At 61.7% G+C, this 18,676-nt stretch carries 22 protein-coding genes; 11 read left to right on the plus strand and 11 right to left on the minus strand.

Annotation, left to right across the window (positions count from 1 at the left end; all coding sequences use genetic code 11):
* Positions 1–2: 2 nt before the first annotated feature.
* From pcaD to ACMHLQ_RS18145, 5 genes are read right to left on the minus strand one after another with little or no spacing between them, the layout of a single operon-like run.
* Positions 3–791 carry a 3-oxoadipate enol-lactonase gene (gene pcaD / locus ACMHLQ_RS18125; RefSeq protein WP_415402096.1) on the minus strand — a complete coding sequence of 263 codons (789 nt, stop codon included), beginning with the start codon at positions 789–791 and terminating at the stop codon, positions 3–5.
* Positions 792–796: 5 nt separating this feature from the next.
* On the minus strand, positions 797–1,987 hold the full coding sequence (locus ACMHLQ_RS18130) for an endonuclease/exonuclease/phosphatase family protein (protein WP_415402097.1): 1,191 nt from the start codon (positions 1,985–1,987) through the stop codon (positions 797–799).
* Positions 1,984–2,955: a threonine ammonia-lyase gene (locus tag ACMHLQ_RS18135; protein ID WP_415402098.1), complete on the minus strand. Its 972-nt coding sequence runs from the start codon at positions 2,953–2,955 to the stop codon at positions 1,984–1,986. The genes ACMHLQ_RS18130 and ACMHLQ_RS18135 overlap by 4 nt, the downstream gene beginning before the upstream one ends.
* Positions 2,952–3,770 carry an alpha/beta fold hydrolase gene (locus tag ACMHLQ_RS18140; RefSeq protein ID WP_415402099.1) on the minus strand — a complete coding sequence of 273 codons (819 nt, stop codon included), beginning with the start codon at positions 3,768–3,770 and terminating at the stop codon, positions 2,952–2,954. Before ACMHLQ_RS18140 ends, ACMHLQ_RS18135 begins: the two co-directional genes overlap by 4 nt.
* The gene (locus tag ACMHLQ_RS18145; protein WP_415402100.1) at positions 3,770–4,456 is read right to left on the minus strand and encodes a haloacid dehalogenase type II; all 687 of its coding nucleotides are present in this window, start codon (positions 4,454–4,456) and stop codon (positions 3,770–3,772) included. Before ACMHLQ_RS18145 ends, ACMHLQ_RS18140 begins: the two co-directional genes overlap by 1 nt.
* 151 nt (positions 4,457–4,607) lie before the next feature.
* On the opposite strand from ACMHLQ_RS18145, the gene ACMHLQ_RS18150 reads away from it, so the two are divergent.
* The gene (locus ACMHLQ_RS18150) at positions 4,608–5,042 is read left to right on the plus strand and encodes an FKBP-type peptidyl-prolyl cis-trans isomerase (protein ID WP_415402101.1); all 435 of its coding nucleotides are present in this window, start codon (positions 4,608–4,610) and stop codon (positions 5,040–5,042) included.
* Positions 5,043–5,072: 30 nt separating this feature from the next.
* Here the strand turns inward: ACMHLQ_RS18150 and ACMHLQ_RS18155 are convergent, their stop codons facing one another.
* The 4 genes from ACMHLQ_RS18155 to fabA are packed head-to-tail and all read right to left on the minus strand — an operon-like array spanning position 5,073 to position 8,061.
* The gene (locus ACMHLQ_RS18155) at positions 5,073–5,444 is read right to left on the minus strand and encodes a hypothetical protein (RefSeq protein ID WP_415402102.1); all 372 of its coding nucleotides are present in this window, start codon (positions 5,442–5,444) and stop codon (positions 5,073–5,075) included.
* Between the two features lie 44 nt (positions 5,445–5,488).
* Positions 5,489–6,280 (minus strand): enoyl-ACP reductase, encoded by a 792-nt coding sequence (locus ACMHLQ_RS18160; protein ID WP_415402103.1) that lies wholly within the window; start codon positions 6,278–6,280, stop codon positions 5,489–5,491.
* Between the two features lie 9 nt (positions 6,281–6,289).
* Positions 6,290–7,519, minus strand: a complete 1,230-nt coding sequence (fabB, locus tag ACMHLQ_RS18165; RefSeq protein WP_415402104.1) for a beta-ketoacyl-ACP synthase I — start codon at positions 7,517–7,519, stop codon at positions 6,290–6,292.
* A gap of 32 nt (positions 7,520–7,551) precedes the next feature.
* On the minus strand, positions 7,552–8,061 hold the full coding sequence (fabA, locus tag ACMHLQ_RS18170) for a bifunctional 3-hydroxydecanoyl-ACP dehydratase/trans-2-decenoyl-ACP isomerase (RefSeq protein WP_415402105.1): 510 nt from the start codon (positions 8,059–8,061) through the stop codon (positions 7,552–7,554).
* A gap of 146 nt (positions 8,062–8,207) precedes the next feature.
* Here fabA and ACMHLQ_RS18175 point away from each other — a divergent pair, with 146 nt between their 5' ends.
* The 3 genes from ACMHLQ_RS18175 to ACMHLQ_RS18185 all read left to right on the plus strand — a co-directional run bounded on the left by ACMHLQ_RS18175 (position 8,208) and on the right by ACMHLQ_RS18185 (position 10,273).
* Positions 8,208–8,993 carry a 2OG-Fe(II) oxygenase gene (locus tag ACMHLQ_RS18175; protein WP_415402106.1) on the plus strand — a complete coding sequence of 262 codons (786 nt, stop codon included), beginning with the start codon at positions 8,208–8,210 and terminating at the stop codon, positions 8,991–8,993.
* Positions 8,994–9,065: 72 nt separating this feature from the next.
* Entirely contained in the window at positions 9,066–9,485 is a 420-nt protein-coding gene (gene irr, locus ACMHLQ_RS18180; RefSeq protein WP_415402107.1) for a Fur family transcriptional regulator Irr, read from the plus strand.
* Positions 9,486–9,493: 8 nt separating this feature from the next.
* Entirely contained in the window at positions 9,494–10,273 is a 780-nt protein-coding gene (locus ACMHLQ_RS18185; RefSeq protein ID WP_415402108.1) for a phytanoyl-CoA dioxygenase family protein, read from the plus strand.
* A gap of 5 nt (positions 10,274–10,278) precedes the next feature.
* Here the strand turns inward: ACMHLQ_RS18185 and ACMHLQ_RS18190 are convergent, their stop codons facing one another.
* Together ACMHLQ_RS18190 and ACMHLQ_RS18195 are read right to left on the minus strand one after the other, a co-directional pair.
* Positions 10,279–10,953: a hypothetical protein gene (locus ACMHLQ_RS18190; protein ID WP_415402109.1), complete on the minus strand. Its 675-nt coding sequence runs from the start codon at positions 10,951–10,953 to the stop codon at positions 10,279–10,281.
* Positions 10,954–11,113: 160 nt separating this feature from the next.
* Complete coding sequence (locus tag ACMHLQ_RS18195) at positions 11,114–11,980, minus strand: glycosyltransferase family 2 protein (RefSeq protein ID WP_415402110.1); 867 nt, start codon at positions 11,978–11,980, stop codon at positions 11,114–11,116.
* Between the two features lie 116 nt (positions 11,981–12,096).
* Here ACMHLQ_RS18195 and miaB point away from each other — a divergent pair, with 116 nt between their 5' ends.
* From miaB to lnt, 7 genes are all read left to right on the plus strand, one after another.
* Complete coding sequence (gene miaB / locus ACMHLQ_RS18200; protein ID WP_415402111.1) at positions 12,097–13,419, plus strand: tRNA (N6-isopentenyl adenosine(37)-C2)-methylthiotransferase MiaB; 1,323 nt, start codon at positions 12,097–12,099, stop codon at positions 13,417–13,419.
* 277 nt (positions 13,420–13,696) lie between these two features.
* On the plus strand, positions 13,697–14,215 hold the full coding sequence (locus ACMHLQ_RS18205) for an OmpA family protein (RefSeq protein ID WP_415402112.1): 519 nt from the start codon (positions 13,697–13,699) through the stop codon (positions 14,213–14,215).
* 13 nt (positions 14,216–14,228) lie between these two features.
* Positions 14,229–14,531 carry a hypothetical protein gene (locus ACMHLQ_RS18210; RefSeq protein WP_415402113.1) on the plus strand — a complete coding sequence of 101 codons (303 nt, stop codon included), beginning with the start codon at positions 14,229–14,231 and terminating at the stop codon, positions 14,529–14,531.
* Positions 14,532–14,682: 151 nt separating this feature from the next.
* Entirely contained in the window at positions 14,683–15,675 is a 993-nt protein-coding gene (locus tag ACMHLQ_RS18215; RefSeq protein WP_415402114.1) for a PhoH family protein, read from the plus strand.
* A gap of 56 nt (positions 15,676–15,731) precedes the next feature.
* A complete protein-coding gene (gene ybeY / locus ACMHLQ_RS18220; RefSeq protein ID WP_415402115.1) occupies positions 15,732–16,226 on the plus strand; it encodes an rRNA maturation RNase YbeY in 495 nt (164 codons plus the stop codon).
* 44 nt (positions 16,227–16,270) lie between these two features.
* Positions 16,271–17,161, plus strand: coding sequence for a hemolysin family protein (locus ACMHLQ_RS18225; protein WP_415402116.1), 891 nt, complete (start codon positions 16,271–16,273; stop codon positions 17,159–17,161).
* A complete protein-coding gene (gene lnt, locus ACMHLQ_RS18230) occupies positions 17,158–18,672 on the plus strand; it encodes an apolipoprotein N-acyltransferase (RefSeq protein WP_415402117.1) in 1,515 nt (504 codons plus the stop codon). Before ACMHLQ_RS18225 ends, lnt begins: the two co-directional genes overlap by 4 nt.
* The last annotated feature ends 4 nt before the right edge of the window (positions 18,673–18,676 follow it).

Genomic DNA, 18,676 nt, shown 5'->3' on the forward strand with positions numbered 1-18,676 from the left:
GCTCAGATATGCCCCGTGTCACGCATGAAGTCGGATAGGACGCGGGCATATTCCTCGGGCTGCTCGACACAGGGCAGGTGGCCTGCGCGGCGGATCAGATGGAATTTGCTGCCGGGCACCAGATCAACGGTTTCGCGGACCAGGTCGGGCGGCGTCGCGCCGTCCTCGCTGCCGGCGATGCCCAGCGTGGGCAGGCGCAGCGTTGCGGTGGTGGCATAGAAATCGGTGCCTGAAATCGCGGCCGAGCACCCGGCATAGCCGGCATCCTCCTGCCGCACCAACATGTTGCGCCACAGTTCCAGCGCGGGTGTGCCCAGGAAGGTCTTGGAAAACCACCGCTCCATCGTCGCATCGGCCAGGGCTTCGATCCCGCCCGTCTCGACAGCTGCGATACGATCGGCCCACATCGCCTGGGTGCCGATCTTGGCACCCGTGTTGGACAGCACCATGGCGCGCATGAGATCCAGCCGTTTGACCGCGAGACCCTGGGCAATCAAACCGCCAATTGACAGCCCCACGAACAACGCGTCCTTGAAGCCCGTCATGTCCATCAGCTTTTCCACGTCACCAACCAAGGCGCCCATGCTGTAGGGACCTGTCGGGCAGGTCGACAGGCCGTGCCCGCGTTTGTCATAGCGCAGGATGCGTAGGCCCGCAGGCAGCAGCGGAAGGATCGGGTCCCACAGGCGCATGTCGGTGCCCAGAGAGTTGGCAAAAACCACCGGCGCGCCGTCTTCGGGGCCGTCAATGCGGTAGTGCAGGCGCACGTCGCCCAAATCTGCCATGTGCATGATGCTTAGTCCTTCAGTCGCATGTGGGCGATGATCTGCCCGTGATCCGATGCCAGCTTGTTGTACGGAGCTTCGGCGTGGCTGCCATCGGTCAGATGATCGTTCAGCACACTGAAATAGTCCATCTGCCCGATACTTCCCTTCGCGTCAGGCAGAAAGTGCCGGGACATGTAGATCTGATCGATGCTTTCATACACGCCGCCAAACGCAGCCGTATACACCATGTCGCGTGCCGAGGCGCGCACGAATTGCTTTTCGGCCGAGTGCAGGCGGACAGCCTCGATATCCTCGCGGATGTGCGCATCTTCCGCTTCGGAGTAGCGGTCGCGGGGTGTCTCGGCATCATGGCGCAGCATCCACGCATAGTTCTTGAACGGGTGTTCGCCGCTGATGATTTCCGAACTGACCGCATGTTCGCCGTCGTTGAAATCGCCCATGGCCATGACCGGATGGCCTGCCTGCAGCTCGGCCACGATGGCGCGGCGCAACACCCAGGCTTCGGCCGTGCGGCGCAGTGCCGCGCGCAACCCGCCTAGGGCGCGGCCCACGGGGTCGTATTGCGTCAGGTCCGCTTCTGGCGGGAATGCGGCGCCCTGGGGGCGTACATACTCGCCCAGTTTGGATTTCAGGTGACAGTTGAACACCGTGACCACATGATCGCCCACCGGCACGCGCACCTTGAGGATCGGGCGGCTGAGGCGGGTCAGACGAAACGCGCCACCCCCGTCAGGGCCCATGGGGCCGAAATCAACGACCAGCGGTTCGGCAAGGTCCTGGATGACTTCGGGTGCCCCGACAAAGCCCAGCCGCGACAGGATCGCAACGCCCGGACGGCGCGCGCCCGCACCGCCATCGTTGGCATTGGGCGCAACGGCAAGGGCCGCGTTCGAGTAGGGGCGATAGGCCAGCTTGCGAAAGATCGCCTTGCGCCGGTAGCGTTTGTTGGGGCCGGGGATATGTGCGTCATTCCCCTCAATTCCTTCGACGTCGGCCTGGGCAATCACGTCGCGCAGCGCGCTCTCTTCAAAGATTTCCTGAAAGCCGACAATATCGGCATCCATGGTCTGGATCTGTTCGGCCAGCCAATCGGTCTTCCACGCGTATTCTTCGGGCGTGTAGCTTTGGAACTTGTAGTATTCCTTATCCGGTCCAATCAGGTTCTTGACGTTGAAACTGGCAATGGTGAAGTCGGTCATTTCAAAAAGTCCAAGCTCTGGGCAAAAATATCAGGGTCCACGTTTCCGCCTGAAATCGTGACGACCACGTCTTCGCCCTCTATGGCGTCCTGCCGACAGATCGCGGCAGCAAGGGCGACAGCGCCCCCCGGTTCGGCGACCAGTTTCAGGCGCAGGAACGCCTGCGCCATGGCCTGTCGTGCGTCGTCTTCGGATACGACCAACCCGGGCCCGCACAACCGCTGCATGATCGGAAAGGTGATATCGCCGGGTTGCTGGGTGATGATCGCATCGCAGATGTTGCCGCTGGTTGCGTTGTTCCGCTCGATCCCGCCCGAGCGAAGGGAGCGGGCCACATCGTCAAACCCTTCCGGTTCAACCGGGCGCACGCGCAGGCCCGGCGCATCCGTTTCGAGGGCCAGGGCAATGCCGCTGGTCAGGCCGCCGCCACCGCAGCACACCAACACATCGGCCTCAGTCACGCCGACGGCTGCCGCCTGCGCCGCGATCTCAAGGCCCGTAGTGCCCTGACCGGCGATCACCTCTGGCTCGTCAAACGGGCGGATCAATGTCAGACCGCGTTCCTGCGCCAGTTGCGCACCAATCCTGTCGCGATCCTCACTGCCACGCTCATACAGCACGACGTCGGCCCTCAGTGCCTTGGTGTTGGCGATCTTGAGGGCCGGGGCGTCGCTGGGCATCACGATCACGCTCGACACGCCATGCAGTGTTGCCGCATGTGCGACGCCCTGGGCATGGTTGCCGCTGGAAAAGGCGATAACGCCCTTGGCCCGCACCTCTGGATCAAGTGCAGATACCGCTGCCCACGCGCCACGAAATTTGAAGCTGCCGGTGCGTTGCAGGCATTCGGGTTTGATCCAGACACGGCGACCCGCGATCTCGTCAATAAAGGGAGAGTTCAACAAGGGCGTCAGGCGCGCGTGCCCGTCCAGCCGCTGCGCTGCCGCGCGGATCATGTCGATGTTCATGCCAGCTTCTCCATCCATGCTGTCAGCGCCGCTACGGCCTCGGGCTCATCCAGAAACGGCACATGGGCACGATCCGCCACATCGACATAGATCATGTCCGGGCGTCGGGTCTGCATCTTTGCGGCGGTGTCCGCGCTCAGCAGGTCCGAGTTTGCGCCCCGGATCAAACAAAGTGGTTTGCCCGCAAGCGCATCGAAGTATGGCCACAAATCAGGGACCTCGCCACCAGCCTCGACCGCATCACGCAGGCACGGGTCGTATGTGATATCGAGCCCATCCTCGGTTTCGACAAAATGCGTGCGGGCCTCTTGCAGCCACCGTTCGGCTGGGACGTTGTCAAAACCGCGCATGACATACGCAAGCGCAGCCGCAGCTTCGGCATGGGTGCGTGCGGCTGGGCGGCGGCCCAGATAGACCATGATGGCACCTAGGCCAGCCGGGTTCAGTTCGGGCCCCACATCGTTCAGTGCGGCACCCAGCAGACGTTCGGGCGCCGCCGCAGCCAGGCCCATCGCGTTCAGCCCACCCCGTGACGTGCCAAGGATCGCGACCGAGGACAGCGACAGGTGATCCATCAGCTCCATCACGTCCCGGACTTCGATCGGCAGTGTGTAGTTGGCCCAGGTCTTGTCCCACTCGGACTGCCCACGCCCGCGATAATCCATGCAGATCAGCCGGCAGGGGGGCAGGTGCGGCGCGACATACTGAAAATCCTGCGTGGTGCGCGTCAGACCTGGCAGACACAGCAGCGGCAGGCCCGCACCGTCGTCCGTGTAAAACAGCTGTAATCCGTCAGAAGTCGTAAACTTTGCCATCAGATCCCAGCCAGCATGGGAATGCCGGTCAAATCGCTGAGTACATCCGAGGGCGTCCATGGCAACCTGTCCACCGGCTCGCCTGCGCGGTTCACCCACGCTGTGCGAAACCCGTATCCCGTGGCCGCAGCAGCGTCCCACCCGTTGGAGGAGACAAACAAGACCTCGTCCTTGGCGCAGCCAAAGCGTTGGCGGACAAGGTCATAGACCCGCGCGTCGGGTTTGAAAACGCCCACACTTTGGACCGACAGGCTGTCATCCAGTACATCCGCGATGCCTGCCGATGTCACTGCCCCGGCCAGCATATCGGGCGAGCCGTTGGACAGGATCGCAGTGTTCAGCCCGGCGTCTTTCAGGCTGTGCAGCATGGCGGGCACCTCCGGGTAAGCCTGAAGTTCCCAGTAAAGGGCAAGCAGGCGTTCGCGCAGTACGGCATCCCCGTGGTGCCCCGTTTTTTCAAGAGCCCAGTCGAGCCCGTCCTGCGTGACCTGCCAGAAATCCGTGTGTGCACCCGTGACGGCACGCAGCCATGTGTATTGCAACTGCTTCTGGCGCCAGTGCTCGGCCAGCGCTGGCCATGTGTCCTTGATCGCGGCAAAGGCCGGTTCGGTGGCGGCCTGGCGGGCTGCGGCGGCGACATCGAACAACGTGCCGTAAGCATCAAAGATGCAGGTGGTGATGGGCATGTGCGGCCTCCTGTTGGCGGCACAGTGGCATGGTCCTGCGCAGACGAAAAGAGGGGCGAAAGGAAAAGGGACGGGTGGGGTTTACCCTACTGCCCAACACAGGCAGTGTGTGTCACCTGTTGTTGCACAGGAAATGTTGGGAGTATCACAAATGGCCGAGATCAAGGACGGGGACACCGTGCGCATTCATTACACGGGGACTTTGCTGGATGGCACCGTCTTTGACAGCTCCGAAGGGCGCGACCCGCTCGAGTTCGTCGTCGGCTCGGGGCAGATCATACCGGGGCTGGACGTGGCATTGCCCGGCATGGCTGCGGGCGAAAAGAAGGTGGTGAGCATTCCCTGCGATCAGGCCTATGGGCCGGTGAACCCGGAACTGAGCCAGGGTGTGCCGCGCGACGCGATCCCGGCGGAAATCCCGCTGGAGGTGGGCATGCAGTTGCAGATGCAGACCCCGCAGGGCCAACCCATGCCCGTGACGGTCACGCAGATCGGTGAGACCGAAGTGATGCTGGACGCCAATCACCCTCTTGCCGGGCAGGATCTGAAATTCGATTTTGAAGTGGTGTCTTTCGACGCCGCTTGAGGCTTTCACCTCACGCAACTTGGCCGCGCCTCAGCCACCCGGGCTGAGAGAGCGCAATTTGTGGGCGACATTGTCGGCCTGGGCTTGCGTGTCCGCTTGGGGTGCGCGTGTTCCGTTGCCGGGCAATGCGCCACCGCGTCTGACCGGAGTCACGTCAGTTGGCATCGTGCGCACCTGAACAGCTTCGGGTGTTTGCAGTGTCGCGATTTGCGAGCGTGATGGCACGTCATGCAAGTGCGCGACAGCCGCTTCAATCGCGTCCGGATTGAGACGCAGCAACAGCAGCAATCCCATACCGGTCAGTGAAAACAACAAGCGTCCCAACCACTTGGAGCGGCGCGTGCGGGCAGCGCGGCGTTCCAGTTTGCGCTCGTGACGGCGCGCGCGGTCAAGTTGGGCCATATCCATGCGTTGAGCGTATCAGCGCAATCTGGCAAATTTTGGACTTAGAGGTGGTCCGGTTGCGGCATGCCCAGCACGTGGAACCCACCATCAACGCGAATGATCTCGCCCGTCGTGCAGGCACCGGCGTCAGAACACAGGTAGACCGCCGTGCCGCCAACTGCTTCGAGGGTCGCGTTGGAGCGTAGGGGCGCGTTCAGATCCGTGTGCTTGTAGGTCTTGCGCGCACCGCCAATGGCCGCACCCGCCAGCGTCTTCATCGGGCCGGGGGATATCGCGTTCACGCGGATGCCTTCCGGGCCCAGATCATTGGCCAGATAGCGTGTTGCGGATTCGAGGGCTGCTTTGGCCACGCCCATCACGTTGTAATTCGGGACAACCCGGTTGGACCCTTGGTAGGTCAGTGTGAGCAGGGTGCCGCCATTGTCGATCATCATCGGATGGGCCCTGCGCGCAACCTCGATAAAGCTGTAGGCGCTGATATCCATCGAGTGTTTGAAATTCGCACGTGACGTATTCAGGAACCGGCCTGTCAGCTCGGATTTGTCAGAAAAAGCAATGGCATGCACGACAAAGTCAATCGTCGGCCAGCGTGCGCCGAGCGCATCGAATGCCGCATCAAGCGATGCGTCGTTGGTCACATCCACGTCGACCATGAAGTCGGACCCGACACTGGCTGCCAGCGGCTCGAGCCGTTTGCCGAATGCTTCGCCCTGGTAAGTAAAGGCCAGCTCTGCACCCGCCTCATGCATCGCCTTGGCGATACCCCAGGCGATTGAGCGTTCGTTGGCAACGCCCATCACAAGACCGCGTTTTCCTTTGAGCAGATCAGACATGTAAACCACTTACCCGTGAAATTTCGAAAGGATCATCGACCCGTTTGTACCGCCAAAGCCGAACGAGTTGGTCATGACGCTGTCCAGCCCTGCATTCTCGACCAGCTTGGTCGCAATCTCGCTTGCCTCGAACGCCGGGTCCAGTGTGTCGACGTTGATGGATGGCGTGATGAAGTCATGTTCGAGCATCAGCAGGCTGAAGATCGCCTCGAGCGCGCCGGCGGCCCCTTGGGAGTGGCCGGTCATGGATTTGGTCGAGCTTACAGGGGGTTGAATACCCCCTTCGAAGGCGCGACGCACGGCGGCGATTTCGGGGGCGTCACCGGCAGGTGTCGAGGTGCCATGCGCGTTGATGTAGCTGACGCTGCGGTCGTCTGGCAGCGTGTCGAGTGCGAGACGCATGGCAAGCTCGGCCCCTTCACCGGAGGGGGCGACCATATCGTGCCCGTCCGATGTGGCGGCGTAGCCTGTCACCTCGGCGTAGATCTTGGCGCCGCGCGCGCGGGCGTGTTCCAGTTCTTCCAGAACGACGATGCCACCACCGCCGGAAATCACGAACCCGTCGCGGTGCGCATCAAAGGCACGACTCGCCCGCTCGGGCGTGTCGTTGTATTTGGACGACATCGCGCCCATCGCGTCGAAAAGGCAGGACAAGGTCCAGTCCAGTTCTTCCGCGCCGCCGGCGAACATCACGTCCTGCTTGCCCATCATGATCTGCTCGGCCGCGTTGCCGATACAGTGCAGCGAGGTGGAACAGGCGCTGGTGATGGAATAGTTGATGCCCTTGATCTTGAACCCGGTCGCCAGATTCGCGCTGATGGTCGAAGACATGCATTTCGGCACCGCAAAGGGGCCAATGCGCTTGGTCGCGCCTGTTTTCAGCACGGTCTGATGTGCAGTCAGCATGGCGGAGGTCGATGGGCCGCCGGAGCCTGCAACCAGTCCGGTGCGGGGGTTCACGATATCGCTTTCCTCCAGGCCCGCATCCGCGATGGCCTGTGTCATGGCGATGTGGGCATAGGCGGCACCGGGTCCCATGAACCGAAGCGCACGTTTTTCCACATGATCGGCGACATCAAGTTTAAGCGTACCAGCGATCTGGCTGCGAAAGCCGTGCTCTGCCATCTCTTCGCTGGCAACGATGCCGGATGTGCCCGATTTCAGAGAGGCCAAAACCTCGTCCACGTTATTCCCGATAGAAGAAACGATCCCCAATCCGGTGATGACGACGCGACGCATGTTGATGGTCCTTTTCTTGGTCCGGTTCCGGCTCAACTCTCGGAGAGAGCGACCTTCATATCCTTGACCTGATAGATCACTTCGCCGTCGGCTTCTACCCGTCCGTCTGCCACACCCATGGTCAGGCGCCGGGTCTGGATTGCCTTGGTGAAATCGACGTAATAGGTCAGCATCTTGCGGTCTGGCCGGACCATGCCGGTCAGCTTGACCTCGCCCACACCCAGCGCGTAGCCGCGCCCCTGCCAGCCACGCCAGCCGAGGTTGAAGCCGGTCAGCTGCCACAAACCATCCAGGCCCAGACAGCCGGGCATGATGGGATTGCCGGGGAAATGGCAGTCAAAGAACCACAGATCCGGTGAGATATCGAACTCGGCGACGATGTGGCCCTTGCCGTGTGCGCCGCCATCGCCGGAGACATCCGTGATGCGGTCCATCATCAGCATGGGCGGCTCGGGAAGCTGTGCGTTGCCGGGGCCGAACAATTCGCCGCGGGCACATTTCAGCAGGCCATCTTTGTCGAAACTGGTGGGGTAGTTTGCCATTCTGGCCTCTTGTCGTCGCGCACATGCCCGCATTCGGGTTCCGGGTCCTCTAGCACCGCGAGGCCCGCGGGTGCAAGTGTATGAGGGCAGGGGTGCGCAACACATCCCCTTGCGAGGAGCGCAGCATCTGGGGCAGGTTCACAGCCATGGACACTCTCATTGATCTGGATCGATACCCGCTCGACAAACCCGGCAGCGCTGCGTGGGACAGCCTTGTGGCACAGGCCCAACAGGGTCTCGCCCGCGACGGTTTGTTCAACTTCGAGGGGTTCATGCGACCGCAAGTCCTGTCGCAGACACTTGCCCACGTGCACCCCCGTATGGCGACGGAGTCGTTTCACCACAGTCGGTGGCACAACATCTACTTCAAGGATGCAGTGGATGGACTGGCCGCTGACGATCCGGCACTGCAAAAGGTCGAAACCGCCAACCATACGCTGTGCCATGACCAGTTGCGCGGCACGGCGCTGGACCAGCTCTATCAATGGCCAGCCTTTGCGACCTTCCTCGCCGCCGTTATGAACCGTCCGAACCTTTATGTGATGGATGACGCGTTGGCGGGCCTCAACGTACTGGAATACCGCGCGGGCGAAGCACTGAATTGGCACTTTGACCGGTCGATCTTTACCACGACGCTGTTGTTGCAAGAGCCATCAGAGGGCGGCGTGTTCGAATACGCGCAGGATTTGCGCAGCGACGATGATCCGAACCACGCAGGCATTGCCGATCTGTTGGAAGGGCGCATCACGCCCACGCAACTGCCACAAACAGCGGGCACGCTGAACGTGTTTCTGGGGGTCAACACGGCGCACCGGGTCTCGACGGTGCGCGGGTCCACATCGCGGATCGTGGCCGTGCTGTCACACTATGACACGCCGGGTCGCGCGTTCAGCGCCTCTGAGCAGATGGGCTTTTTCGGGCGTGTGGCATAATGCAGCGTTCCCTTTTTGCGATTGAATTGCAGGAAATTGACCCTTTATATGTAAGTGCAACCCGAGGACGCGATGACACACGATCAGCACCAAGTAGGCAGCACATGGCTGGCAGGCGCAGGCCTGCGCCCGACGCGTCAGCGCGTGACGCTTGCCGCATTGCTGATCGGCGACGGCCAGCACCGACACGTAACAGCAGAAAGCCTGTTTGAAGCCGCCAAGGATCAGGGCGAGGCCGTGTCGCTCGCGACCGTCTACAACACCTTGCGCGCCTTTTGTGATGCGGGTCTGATGCAAGAGGTCACGGTCGACGGCTCAAAGAGCTATTTTGACACCAACACGCATGACCATCCGCATTTTTTCTGGGAAGACGACGCGAAACTGACGGACGCACCGTCAGATCAGCTGGTCATCGCACAGCTTCCCGATGCGCCTGAAGGAGCCGAAATCGCCTCGGTTGATGTTGTGATCCGCCTGCGGCGCAAGAGCTAACGACGTTCGTGGACCTTGTATCGGCTGACGACGCGCGGACCTATCGTGCGGATGGCGTTGTCTTGATCCGGGGCCTGTTTGCAGACCACGTTGAAACCTTGCGCGCCGGTGTGGAACGCAACATGGCGGAACCCGGCCCTTATGCCTCGACCAATGACAAGGCGGGTGAAACAGGCCTGTTCTTTGATGACTATTGCAACTGGCAGCGCATTCCCGAATTTCGCGACGTGATCGAACGCTCTGCGGCGGCTGAGGTTGCGGCAACCCTGATGGGCTCGCAGTCGGTCCAGATGTTTCACGACCACGTGCTGGTGAAAGAACCGGGTACCTCCATGGCGACGCCCTGGCATCAGGATGCCCCCTACTACTTTGTCGAAGGGCAGCAGACGATCAGCTTTTGGTCACCACTCGATCCCGTGCGCGATGCGACATTGCGCTGTGTGGCAGGCTCTCATCTCTGGTCCAAGGACGTGGTGCCAACCCGCTGGGTGTCGGAGGCGGCCTTCTTTGAAGGTGATTACCTGCCCGTGCCGGACCCCGAGGCGGAGGGCATGCGCATCGTGGAGTTCGAGATGGAGCCCGGGGATGCCGTCGCCTTCCATTTCCGCACGTTACATGGGGCGCGTGGCAATCACAGCGCATCGAGGCGGCGCGCCTTTTCCCTGCGGCTGGTCGGGGACGATGCCCGCTATGTCGAACGTCCGGGGCCAACGTCACCGCCGTTTCCGGGGCACGACATGGCCGCCGGGCAGCGCTTGCGTACGGACTGGTTCCCGCTGTTGCGGTGATTTGCCTACAACAGCTCGGACAACGCGTCATTGGCGCGGTTCGTGCTGGCGTCGATATCTTCGGACAACCGCTTTACCTCGTTCGAGATAACCTGGAACCCCGTGCCCGCGTCCTGCGGGCGTGTCGCCAGGACGGCGGTGTTGATCGCGATCATGCGTATGGCCGCCGAGAACAATTTGATATCCGCCAGTGTTTTCTGCAGCGTAACCTTCAGCGCGGCATTCTCGTCAATGGCCTTGGTCTTTCTCGCGTCCAGATCGGCCCACAGGTCCCAGATCACCTCTGTCAGCTTGTCGCGCACAATTGGCCAATGCGCGTCAAAGAAGCCGCGCGCCTCAACAAAGGTCGGGACATGCCCGGCGTCCAGCGATTGCGCGACCGCGCGAATGCGGTGTTCGACGTCGAGTAGAAGCGCGCGGCGCTGTGCGTTGGCCCCGGCAATCTGGCGCATCCACGCGACATGATCGCGGTGTTCCGGTGGTGGCGGCGAAGTTCCGAACAGCATGTCCATATTTGCCTGGAATTGCGCGAACAGCACCTGAAACTCATCCTGCAGGTCTTGGCGCTGCGTGTCATCGGGCGCAGCGGCCAGCGACATCAGTCGCAAGGACATCTGGATTGTCAGCCCGCGCAGTGTCGCGGCCTCATCAATCAGAACACGCAGATTGTGCTGCTCCAAATCCCCAGATGACGTTTCGGGTGCGTAGTAGCAGGGTGTTGTTTGGGTGTTTTGGGCGCCAGGTGACACGTGGGTTCCAGTTCTCGGATCCCCCTTGGCTTAGCGGTGTACGGTTTATCCACGGTTAACGTGCAGACAGATCACGCCCGCTACAGGCCCATCAGAACCACTGGCCGGGTTCCATCAGCCCCAGATCGAGCAATTGGCGCGAGTGCCACTCGAACGGGGCGGAGTTGTGCCACTTGAACGTTTCGATGTCATATGTGCTGCCCGGGTTCAGCTTGAGCGCCTTGGCCGTGCGGAACGAACAGATCGCCGAGGTCAGGTTGTGATGCCACTGACAGGCAAAGGTGTTGTATTCTTCGTCGTTGAACGTGTGATCATCGCGCAGGATCAGGCCCGGTTTGGTCTTGAACAGCGATATCCGGTCAATCTTGCGCCGGATGCTGGGCACATGTTCCTCATACCGCCAGCGCAGGCCGCCAAAGAAATCCAGTTGGCGTTCCTTGGGGTGACCTGATGCATCGGGACGGGCCAGGGCGTAATAGCCCGACTTGTCCAGATGCGCACAGTCCAGTGCGACGGCATTCGGATGGGCCCACAAATCATCGGCGTACAGATCGATAACGTATGTCAGCATCGCATCACGCCGCTCTTCGGTGTGAAAGGCAAGCATTTCGCCAACCGTCCGCGTCTCGCAAAACGGGTGGAACAGGTATTCGGCGTTGTAGCAGTAATACATCCACGTGCCCGCAGGCACCGCCTCGATCAACGTGTTGACGGCCGCTTCGGGCGCTCCGGCGGCCGACAAGTCATAGTCGATGCGAATGACCGTGCTTTCCAGATCGCGCGGCAGTTCGAAGTCCCGGGGCATCAGGGCGATCACATGGGTAAAGCCGGCCTGCTGATGGTGGCGCAGTGTCGTGTCCACTTCCACGCTGTCCTCGACCAGAACAACGGCCACGGACCCCTTTTGCGGGACCGCGGATTTGTCATTCACAAAACTGGCCAGGCTCTCGAACTGCATGTGCCCTCCATTACGCAACGCGTTTCCCTTTCATTCGGTTAATCTGCGCTCCATTGCAAGATCGCGGTGCGGCTGTTAGATCGCCATTTCACATTCCACAAAGCCCGGATGCCCCAATGACGACGCCGAAAAAGCTCTTCATCAAGACCTATGGTTGCCAGATGAACGTCTATGACAGCGAACGCATGGCCGAGGCGCTGGGCGGGCAGGGATATGTGGAAACCACGTCGGCGGATGACGCCGATATGATCCTGCTGAATACGTGTCACATCCGGGAAAAGGCGGCGGAAAAGGTCTATTCCGAGCTGGGCCGCTTCAAGGGCCTCAAAGCGGAAAAGCCCGACCTGAAAATCGGTGTTGCAGGCTGCGTAGCGCAGGCCGAAGGGCAGGAGATCATGCGCCGCCAGCCGATGGTCGATCTGGTCGTCGGCCCCCAAAGCTATCACCGCCTGCCCGAGATGGAGGCCAAGACCCGTGAGGGGGAAAAGGCACTCGACACCGATTTCCCAGAGGAAGACAAGTTCGAGCGCCTCAAAAGCCGACCCAAGGCTGCGCGTGGCCCAACGGCCTTTCTGACTGTGCAGGAAGGGTGCGACAAGTTCTGTGCATTCTGCGTGGTGCCCTATACGCGCGGCGCCGAAGTCAGCCGACCGGTTGCCCGTATCCTGGACGAGGCACGCGATCTGGTCGAACGGGGCGTGCGGGAAATCACGCTGCTGGGCCAGAACGTGAATGCCTATCACGGCGCCGGGCCGGGCGGGTCGGATTACACATTGGCCAAGCTGATCTGGGATTTGGACAAGGTCGACGGACTGGAACGCATCCGCTTCACCACGTCCCACCCCAACGACATGACGGATGACCTGATCGAGGCGCACGGCACCTGTTCCAAGCTGATGCCCTATCTGCATCTGCCGGTACAGTCCGGCAGCGACAGGATCCTCAAGCGCATGAACCGCAGCCACACCGCCGAAAGCTACTTGCGCGTGATCGAACGCATCCGCGCCGCGCGGCCCGACATCCTGATGTCGGGCGATTTCATCGTGGGCTTTCCGGAAGAGACCGAAGCCGATTTCCAGGCCACGCTCGATCTGGTTGAAGAGGTGAATTACGGCTACGCCTATTCGTTCAAGTACTCGACGCGTCCCGGAACACCAGCGGCCGAGCGCGCGCAGGTGGATGCGGCAGAGGCGGACGAGCGGTTGCAACGGCTTCAGGCGCTGATCACGCGCCAGCAGCGCGCCATTCAGGAGGCGATGGTGGGCCGTACCGTGAATGTGCTGTTTGAAAAGCCCGGGCGCCTGCCGGGGCAAATGGGCGGCAAGAGCGACTACCTGCACGCCGTGCACGTGGATAATGCGGACGTTTCGGTCGGTCAGATTGCGCCGGTTAGAATCGTCAGCTCTGCGGCGAACTCTCTGGCTGGGCAATTGGTCTGATCGCCCGCTCGGCGCGAAATCCTTCCCGAAATCGGCCTGTCTTTTGGTAAGTGTGCTATTTTAAGGCACAATATCTGGTGAAAACGGGTTCACAGATCATTAATAATTGCCTACGGTTTCGATCAGAGTGGCAAGGGCCTGTCTTTTTTGGACGTGTTTAGGGCTTTTGCGGGGGACCAACAATAAAAGGGACAGAGCTGTGGCGAATTTGTTTTCCCAAACAGTGAATAAGCTTCTGACCACTGCGGCTGCCACCGCTGTGGCGTTGACGTCATTGATGACTGTGGAAGTGTCCGCGCAGGCCTTTGGCCAGACGCGGTCGCAACAAGGGCGAGACGGGGGCCAGTACATCCCCACGATCTGGGTCGACCCGGACGGGTGCGAACACTGGGTCATGGATGACGGGGCCGAGGGCTACATGACCCCGCACGTCAACCGCAAGGGCATCCCGGTATGCCGCCGTGGCAACCTGTGCGGCGTGATGCAGTCGGATCAGTTCTTTGCCACCGACAGCTACCGCATTCACCCGGCGGGCAAGCAGCGCCTGTCGCAGTTCTTCCAGAACTCGACCGCGACCAGCTTTATCATCACCGGGCACACGGACAGCCGCGCCAGCGACGCCTACAACCTGCGTCTGTCGCTGAACCGCGCCAACGCGGTGGCATCGGTTGCGCAAGCCTCCGGTGCGCGGATCGCGGATGTGCGCGGTTATGGCGAACGCCTGCCCGCGGCACCGAATAACACCGCAAAAGGCATGGCCAAGAACCGCCGTGTCGAAATCATCTGCATTCAGTGATCGGAGCGATATCATGACCAAGTTGAAATTCGTTCCGCTTCTGATTGCTGCATTGGGTGTCGCCGCGTGTGGTGACGGGCTGCCGCCGGACAAGACGATTGACCGCGGCACAGACCGCAAGGACCTCAGCCAGTTGCAGGCAGGCATCTGGGTCGATCCCAATGGCTGCGACCACTGGATCATCGACGATGGCGTCGAAGGGTACCTGTCCGCACGCCTCGACAAATACGGCAAGCCCGTTTGTTCCGGCGTGGCACAGCCCACCCAGACCGTGGGTGACTTCAAGGGCGGATCGCGCATCCGGGACCCCAACTGATTTGCTCCGCAGACATATCAGCTGCAAAAGGCCGGGGCGTTTCGCACGCTCCGGCCTTTTTTGTTTCAATTCGATGAAATCGCCCCGACCCCCGTTGCACCTCCCCCGTGAACTTGCAACGCTTGGATAAGACAGACTCAAGGAGCAGGCATTGACCCTAGATCAACCGCCCAAAGAAGTGGTTCTGGAATTCCCCGACAACCGACTGTTGATTGATCTCTGCGGCCCTTATGACAGTCATCTTACCGCCGTTGAATCCGCGCTCGAGGTGCAGATCATCCGGCGTGGCAATGTTCTGGCCGTTCTGGGTGAGGAGGGGGCGCAAAAGCGCGCCAGTGATGTGCTGAACGCGCTCTACCTGCGTCTGGAATCGGGCAAGGAGGTCGAACCGGCCGATGTCGACCGCGAACTGCGCATGGGCGGATCCGAAAAGGACACAGGCACCCGGCAGGGCGATCAACTGGAAATGCCCGTCGGCAACCGGATCGAGATCAAGACACGCAAGAAACTGGTCGAACCGCGCACGGATGCGCAAAAGGCCTATGTGCAGTCGCTCTTTGACAATGAACTTGCCTTTGGCATCGGGCCTGCGGGGACGGGCAAGACGTATCTGGCCGTGGCGGTTGGTGTGTCAATGTTCATTTCCGGTCACGTGGACAAGATCATCCTGTGCCGACCGGCGGTCGAGGCGGGCGAGCGGCTCGGCTTTCTCCCTGGCACGCAGGAAGAAAAGGTCGATCCCTATATGCAGCCGCTTTATGATGCGCTGAACGACTTCCTGCCGGGCAAGCAACTGGCCAAGCTGAAGGAAGAGAAGACGATCGAGATCGCGCCGCTGGCCTTCATGCGGGGCCGCACGCTCAGCCGCGCCTTCGTAGTGCTGGACGAGGCGCAGAACGCCACCACGATGCAGATGAAGATGTTCCTGACACGCCTTGGCGAAGGGTCGCGCATGGTCGTGACCGGCGATCGCACCCAGATCGACCTGCCAAGGGGCGTGCCCTCTGGGCTGGCGGATGCTGAACGGCTTTTGAAGACCGTGCCCAAGATCAGCTTCAACTACTTCACCTCCAAAGACGTTGTGCGCCACCCGCTTGTGGCCGCCATCATTGAGGCTTACGAGGCGGACACGGAAACCACCTGATCCTTCTCTGTTCCAGAAAATCCCGGGGGTCCGGGGGCTGGCCCCCGGTCCGACACATGCCACATGACATCGACATCCTGATAGAAGACGACCGCTGGAGCAGCACCGGCTTCAACACGCTCGCCACGGATGCGATCACTGCAGCGCTCAAGGCACTCGACATTCATCAGGCGGAACTCTCTGTTCTGGCCTGCGACGACGCGCGCATCGCTGCCCTCAACGCCGATTTTCGGAATAAGCCCACGCCGACCAATGTGCTGAGCTGGCCCGAACAGGACCTGAGCGCGGACCCGGAGGGAGAGGCCCCCCAGACGCCCGCCGCCGATCCCGGCGGTGCGCTCAGCCTTGGGGACATTGCCATTGCCTATGAAACTTGCGCGCGTGAAGCCGCCGATCAGGGCAAACCCTTTGCAGACCATGTGACGCACCTGATCGTTCATGGCACGTTGCATTTGTTGGGATATGACCACATCCGTGACCTTGACGCCACGCGTATGGAGGCTTTGGAGGTCAAGATACTTGGCAGCATAGGGGTGCCTGACCCATATTAGGGCGCATAGGCGGGCGCACAGCCCGCATAACTGGACAGGAGCCAATGGGCGAAAACGACGGATCGTCTGGCGCGGCGCTGAGCGCGCAGTCAGACAATGACACGAGTGAACCTTCTCAGACTGGTGGATTTCTGGCGCGCGTCATTGGCGCGCTAAGCCCGTCAGACACCACGGAACCCGCGCCCGACGCGTCACCCAGCCCGCGCCCCCAGAGCCACGGCATGATCAACCTGCGCCGGTTGCGGGTCGAGGACGTGGCCGTGCCCAAGGCCGACATCACAGCCGTGCCTGACACGATCACGCTGGATGAACTGGTGGACCTTTTCAAGGAAAGCGGCCTGACCCGTCTGCCGGTGTTCGAGGGGACGCTCGACACGCCCATCGGCTTTGCCCACCTCAAGGACATCGCCTTGCAGCACGGGTTCAACGGCGGGGGTAAGGATTTCGACTTGCGCGCCCGCCTGCGCCCGCTGCTCTTTGTGCCGCCGTCGATGACCATCGGTGTGCTGTTGACCAAGATGCAGACCGAGCGTCGGCACATGGCCCTTGTGATCGACGAGTATGGCGGCGTTGACGGTCTCGTCACGATTGAGGACCTGATCGAGCAGGTGATCGGCGAGATCGAGGATGAACACGACGTGGACGAGGGCATCTTCTTCACCCGCGAAAAGCCGGGATGCTACCTTGCCTTGGCGAAGACCCCGCTGGAAGACTTTGAACAGGAAATCGGTTTGTCCCTGACCACCCATGACGATGTGGACGAGGAAGAGATCGACACGCTTGGCGGCCTTGTCTTCATGCTGGCAGGCCGGGTGCCTGCCCGGGGCGAAGTCGTCCCGCACCCGGACGGCCCCGAGTTCGAAGTCATCGACGCTGACCCGCGCCGCATCAAACGGTTGCGGGTCCGCTTGCGGGGACGGGACGCCGCCGAATGACGCAAATCGCCACCCGCGTCGCGGCGTGGCCAGCCTGGGGTCAGGTGGCCCTTGCGCTGATCCTCGGGGCTGCGGGGTCTTTTTCCCATGCGCCGTTTTCCTTTGGTCCGGCGATCCTGGCACCGCTGGTCGCTGGTTTTGTCCTTCTGCACGCGGCCGGAACAGTCCGCGCCGCGCTGATCCGGGGTTGGGCCCTGGGCCTTGGCTATTTCGCGTTCACGCTCTCCTGGATCACCGAACCCTTTCAGGTGGATGCAGCCACCACCGGGTGGATGGCGCCCTTTGCGCTGGTGCTGCTTGCCCTGTTGCTGGGTTCGTTCTGGGCACTCGCACTGGGTTTTGCCCGCTGGGCCGGAGGGCAGGCATGGGCGCTGGTTATCGCGTGGAGCGGTGCAGAGCTGCTGCGCGCTTACATCTTCACCGGTTTTCCCTGGGCCGCACCCCCACAGGCGCTGATCGACGGTATCGCGGGGCAGGGGCTGGCGTGGCTGGGGCCGCACGGGATGATGCTGGGCCTTGTTGCGGTTGCCGGCCTGATCGGCGTCTCTGCATCCAGACTGATCAGCGGCATCAGCGCCATCGCGGCCGTTGCAGTTATCGCGTTCCCCGCAGCGACGCCCCCCGGTCCGGTCACGCCCTACACCATTCGCCTCGTTCAACCCAACGCACCGCAGCGCGAAAAATGGGACCCGGAAAAGATCCCCGTCTTCGTCAACCGTCAGATCGATTACACCGCTGACGGGCCTGTACCCGACCTTGTGCTGTGGCCGGAAACGGCGCTGCCATACCTTGCGGAAAACGCGCAACCTGCGTTCGATGTGATCGCCGAGGCCGCGCGCGGTGCTCCGGTGGTGCTGGGCATTCAGCGGCGGGGTGGGCTGGATTACTTCAACAGTCTTGTCATGCTGGATGCGGATGGGCAGGTCACGCAGACATATGACAAGCACCACCTCGTGCCCTTCGGGGAATACATGCCTGCCGAATGGTTCTTTCGCCGGATCGAGGTCGGTGGCCTCGCCGCGCGGGCCGAGGGCGGGTACACAAGCGGCCCGGGGCCTCAATTGCTTGATTTTGGCGCGATGGGTACGGCGCTGCCGCTGATCTGCTACGAGGTCGTGTTTGCCCACAACGTCGGTGGCGCGCCCGAGCGGCCCGCTTTCCTGATGCAGCTGACCAATGATGCGTGGTTCGGCACGCGATCGGGCCCGCAACAACACCTCGCCCAGGCTCGGATGCGGGCCATCGAGCAGGGGCTGCCGATGGTGCGTGCCGCCAATACGGGCATTTCGGCGATGATCGATCCTCATGGGCAGGTCACTGCGTCACTGCCCCTCAATACGGCTGGGTATGTCGACGTGGTGCTGCCCGCACCCGGCGCGCCGACGCTCTATAGCCGGACCGGCGACACACCCTGGGTCCTGCTGGTTCTCGCAGGGCTTGTGGGGTGTGTGTTGCGCCATGCCCGTGCGCGGCGCACGGATGGCATTGACGAAGCCCAGCCCGACGCGTAATTGC

Origin of the sequence: Tateyamaria algicola, from assembly GCF_047715485.1 — a bacterium.
Lineage (GTDB): Bacteria > Pseudomonadota > Alphaproteobacteria > Rhodobacterales > Rhodobacteraceae > Tateyamaria.

Coding starts and splice junctions, on each gene's coding strand:
- ACMHLQ_RS18140 (WP_415402099.1), bottom strand. CDS start 3,770: ATGGCAAAGTTTACGACTTCTGACGGATTACAGCTGTTTTACACGGAC.
- pcaD (WP_415402096.1), bottom strand. CDS start 791: ATGCACATGGCAGATTTGGGCGACGTGCGCCTGCACTACCGCATTGAC.
- ACMHLQ_RS18160 (WP_415402103.1), bottom strand. CDS start 6,280: ATGTCTGATCTGCTCAAAGGAAAACGCGGTCTTGTGATGGGCGTTGCC.
- ACMHLQ_RS18225 (WP_415402116.1), top strand. CDS start 16,271: ATGGGCGAAAACGACGGATCGTCTGGCGCGGCGCTGAGCGCGCAGTCA.
- irr (WP_415402107.1), top strand. CDS start 9,066: ATGACACACGATCAGCACCAAGTAGGCAGCACATGGCTGGCAGGCGCA.
- ACMHLQ_RS18145 (WP_415402100.1), bottom strand. CDS start 4,456: ATGCCCATCACCACCTGCATCTTTGATGCTTACGGCACGTTGTTCGAT.
- ACMHLQ_RS18205 (WP_415402112.1), top strand. CDS start 13,697: ATGACTGTGGAAGTGTCCGCGCAGGCCTTTGGCCAGACGCGGTCGCAA.
- fabA (WP_415402105.1), bottom strand. CDS start 8,061: ATGGCAAACTACCCCACCAGTTTCGACAAAGATGGCCTGCTGAAATGT.
- ACMHLQ_RS18175 (WP_415402106.1), top strand. CDS start 8,208: ATGGACACTCTCATTGATCTGGATCGATACCCGCTCGACAAACCCGGC.
- ACMHLQ_RS18195 (WP_415402110.1), bottom strand. CDS start 11,980: ATGCAGTTCGAGAGCCTGGCCAGTTTTGTGAATGACAAATCCGCGGTC.
- miaB (WP_415402111.1), top strand. CDS start 12,097: ATGACGACGCCGAAAAAGCTCTTCATCAAGACCTATGGTTGCCAGATG.
- ACMHLQ_RS18135 (WP_415402098.1), bottom strand. CDS start 2,955: ATGAACATCGACATGATCCGCGCGGCAGCGCAGCGGCTGGACGGGCAC.
- ACMHLQ_RS18130 (WP_415402097.1), bottom strand. CDS start 1,987: ATGACCGACTTCACCATTGCCAGTTTCAACGTCAAGAACCTGATTGGA.
- ybeY (WP_415402115.1), top strand. CDS start 15,732: ATGCCACATGACATCGACATCCTGATAGAAGACGACCGCTGGAGCAGC.
- ACMHLQ_RS18210 (WP_415402113.1), top strand. CDS start 14,229: ATGACCAAGTTGAAATTCGTTCCGCTTCTGATTGCTGCATTGGGTGTC.
- lnt (WP_415402117.1), top strand. CDS start 17,158: ATGACGCAAATCGCCACCCGCGTCGCGGCGTGGCCAGCCTGGGGTCAG.
- ACMHLQ_RS18155 (WP_415402102.1), bottom strand. CDS start 5,444: ATGGCCCAACTTGACCGCGCGCGCCGTCACGAGCGCAAACTGGAACGC.
- fabB (WP_415402104.1), bottom strand. CDS start 7,519: ATGCGTCGCGTCGTCATCACCGGATTGGGGATCGTTTCTTCTATCGGG.
- ACMHLQ_RS18150 (WP_415402101.1), top strand. CDS start 4,608: ATGGCCGAGATCAAGGACGGGGACACCGTGCGCATTCATTACACGGGG.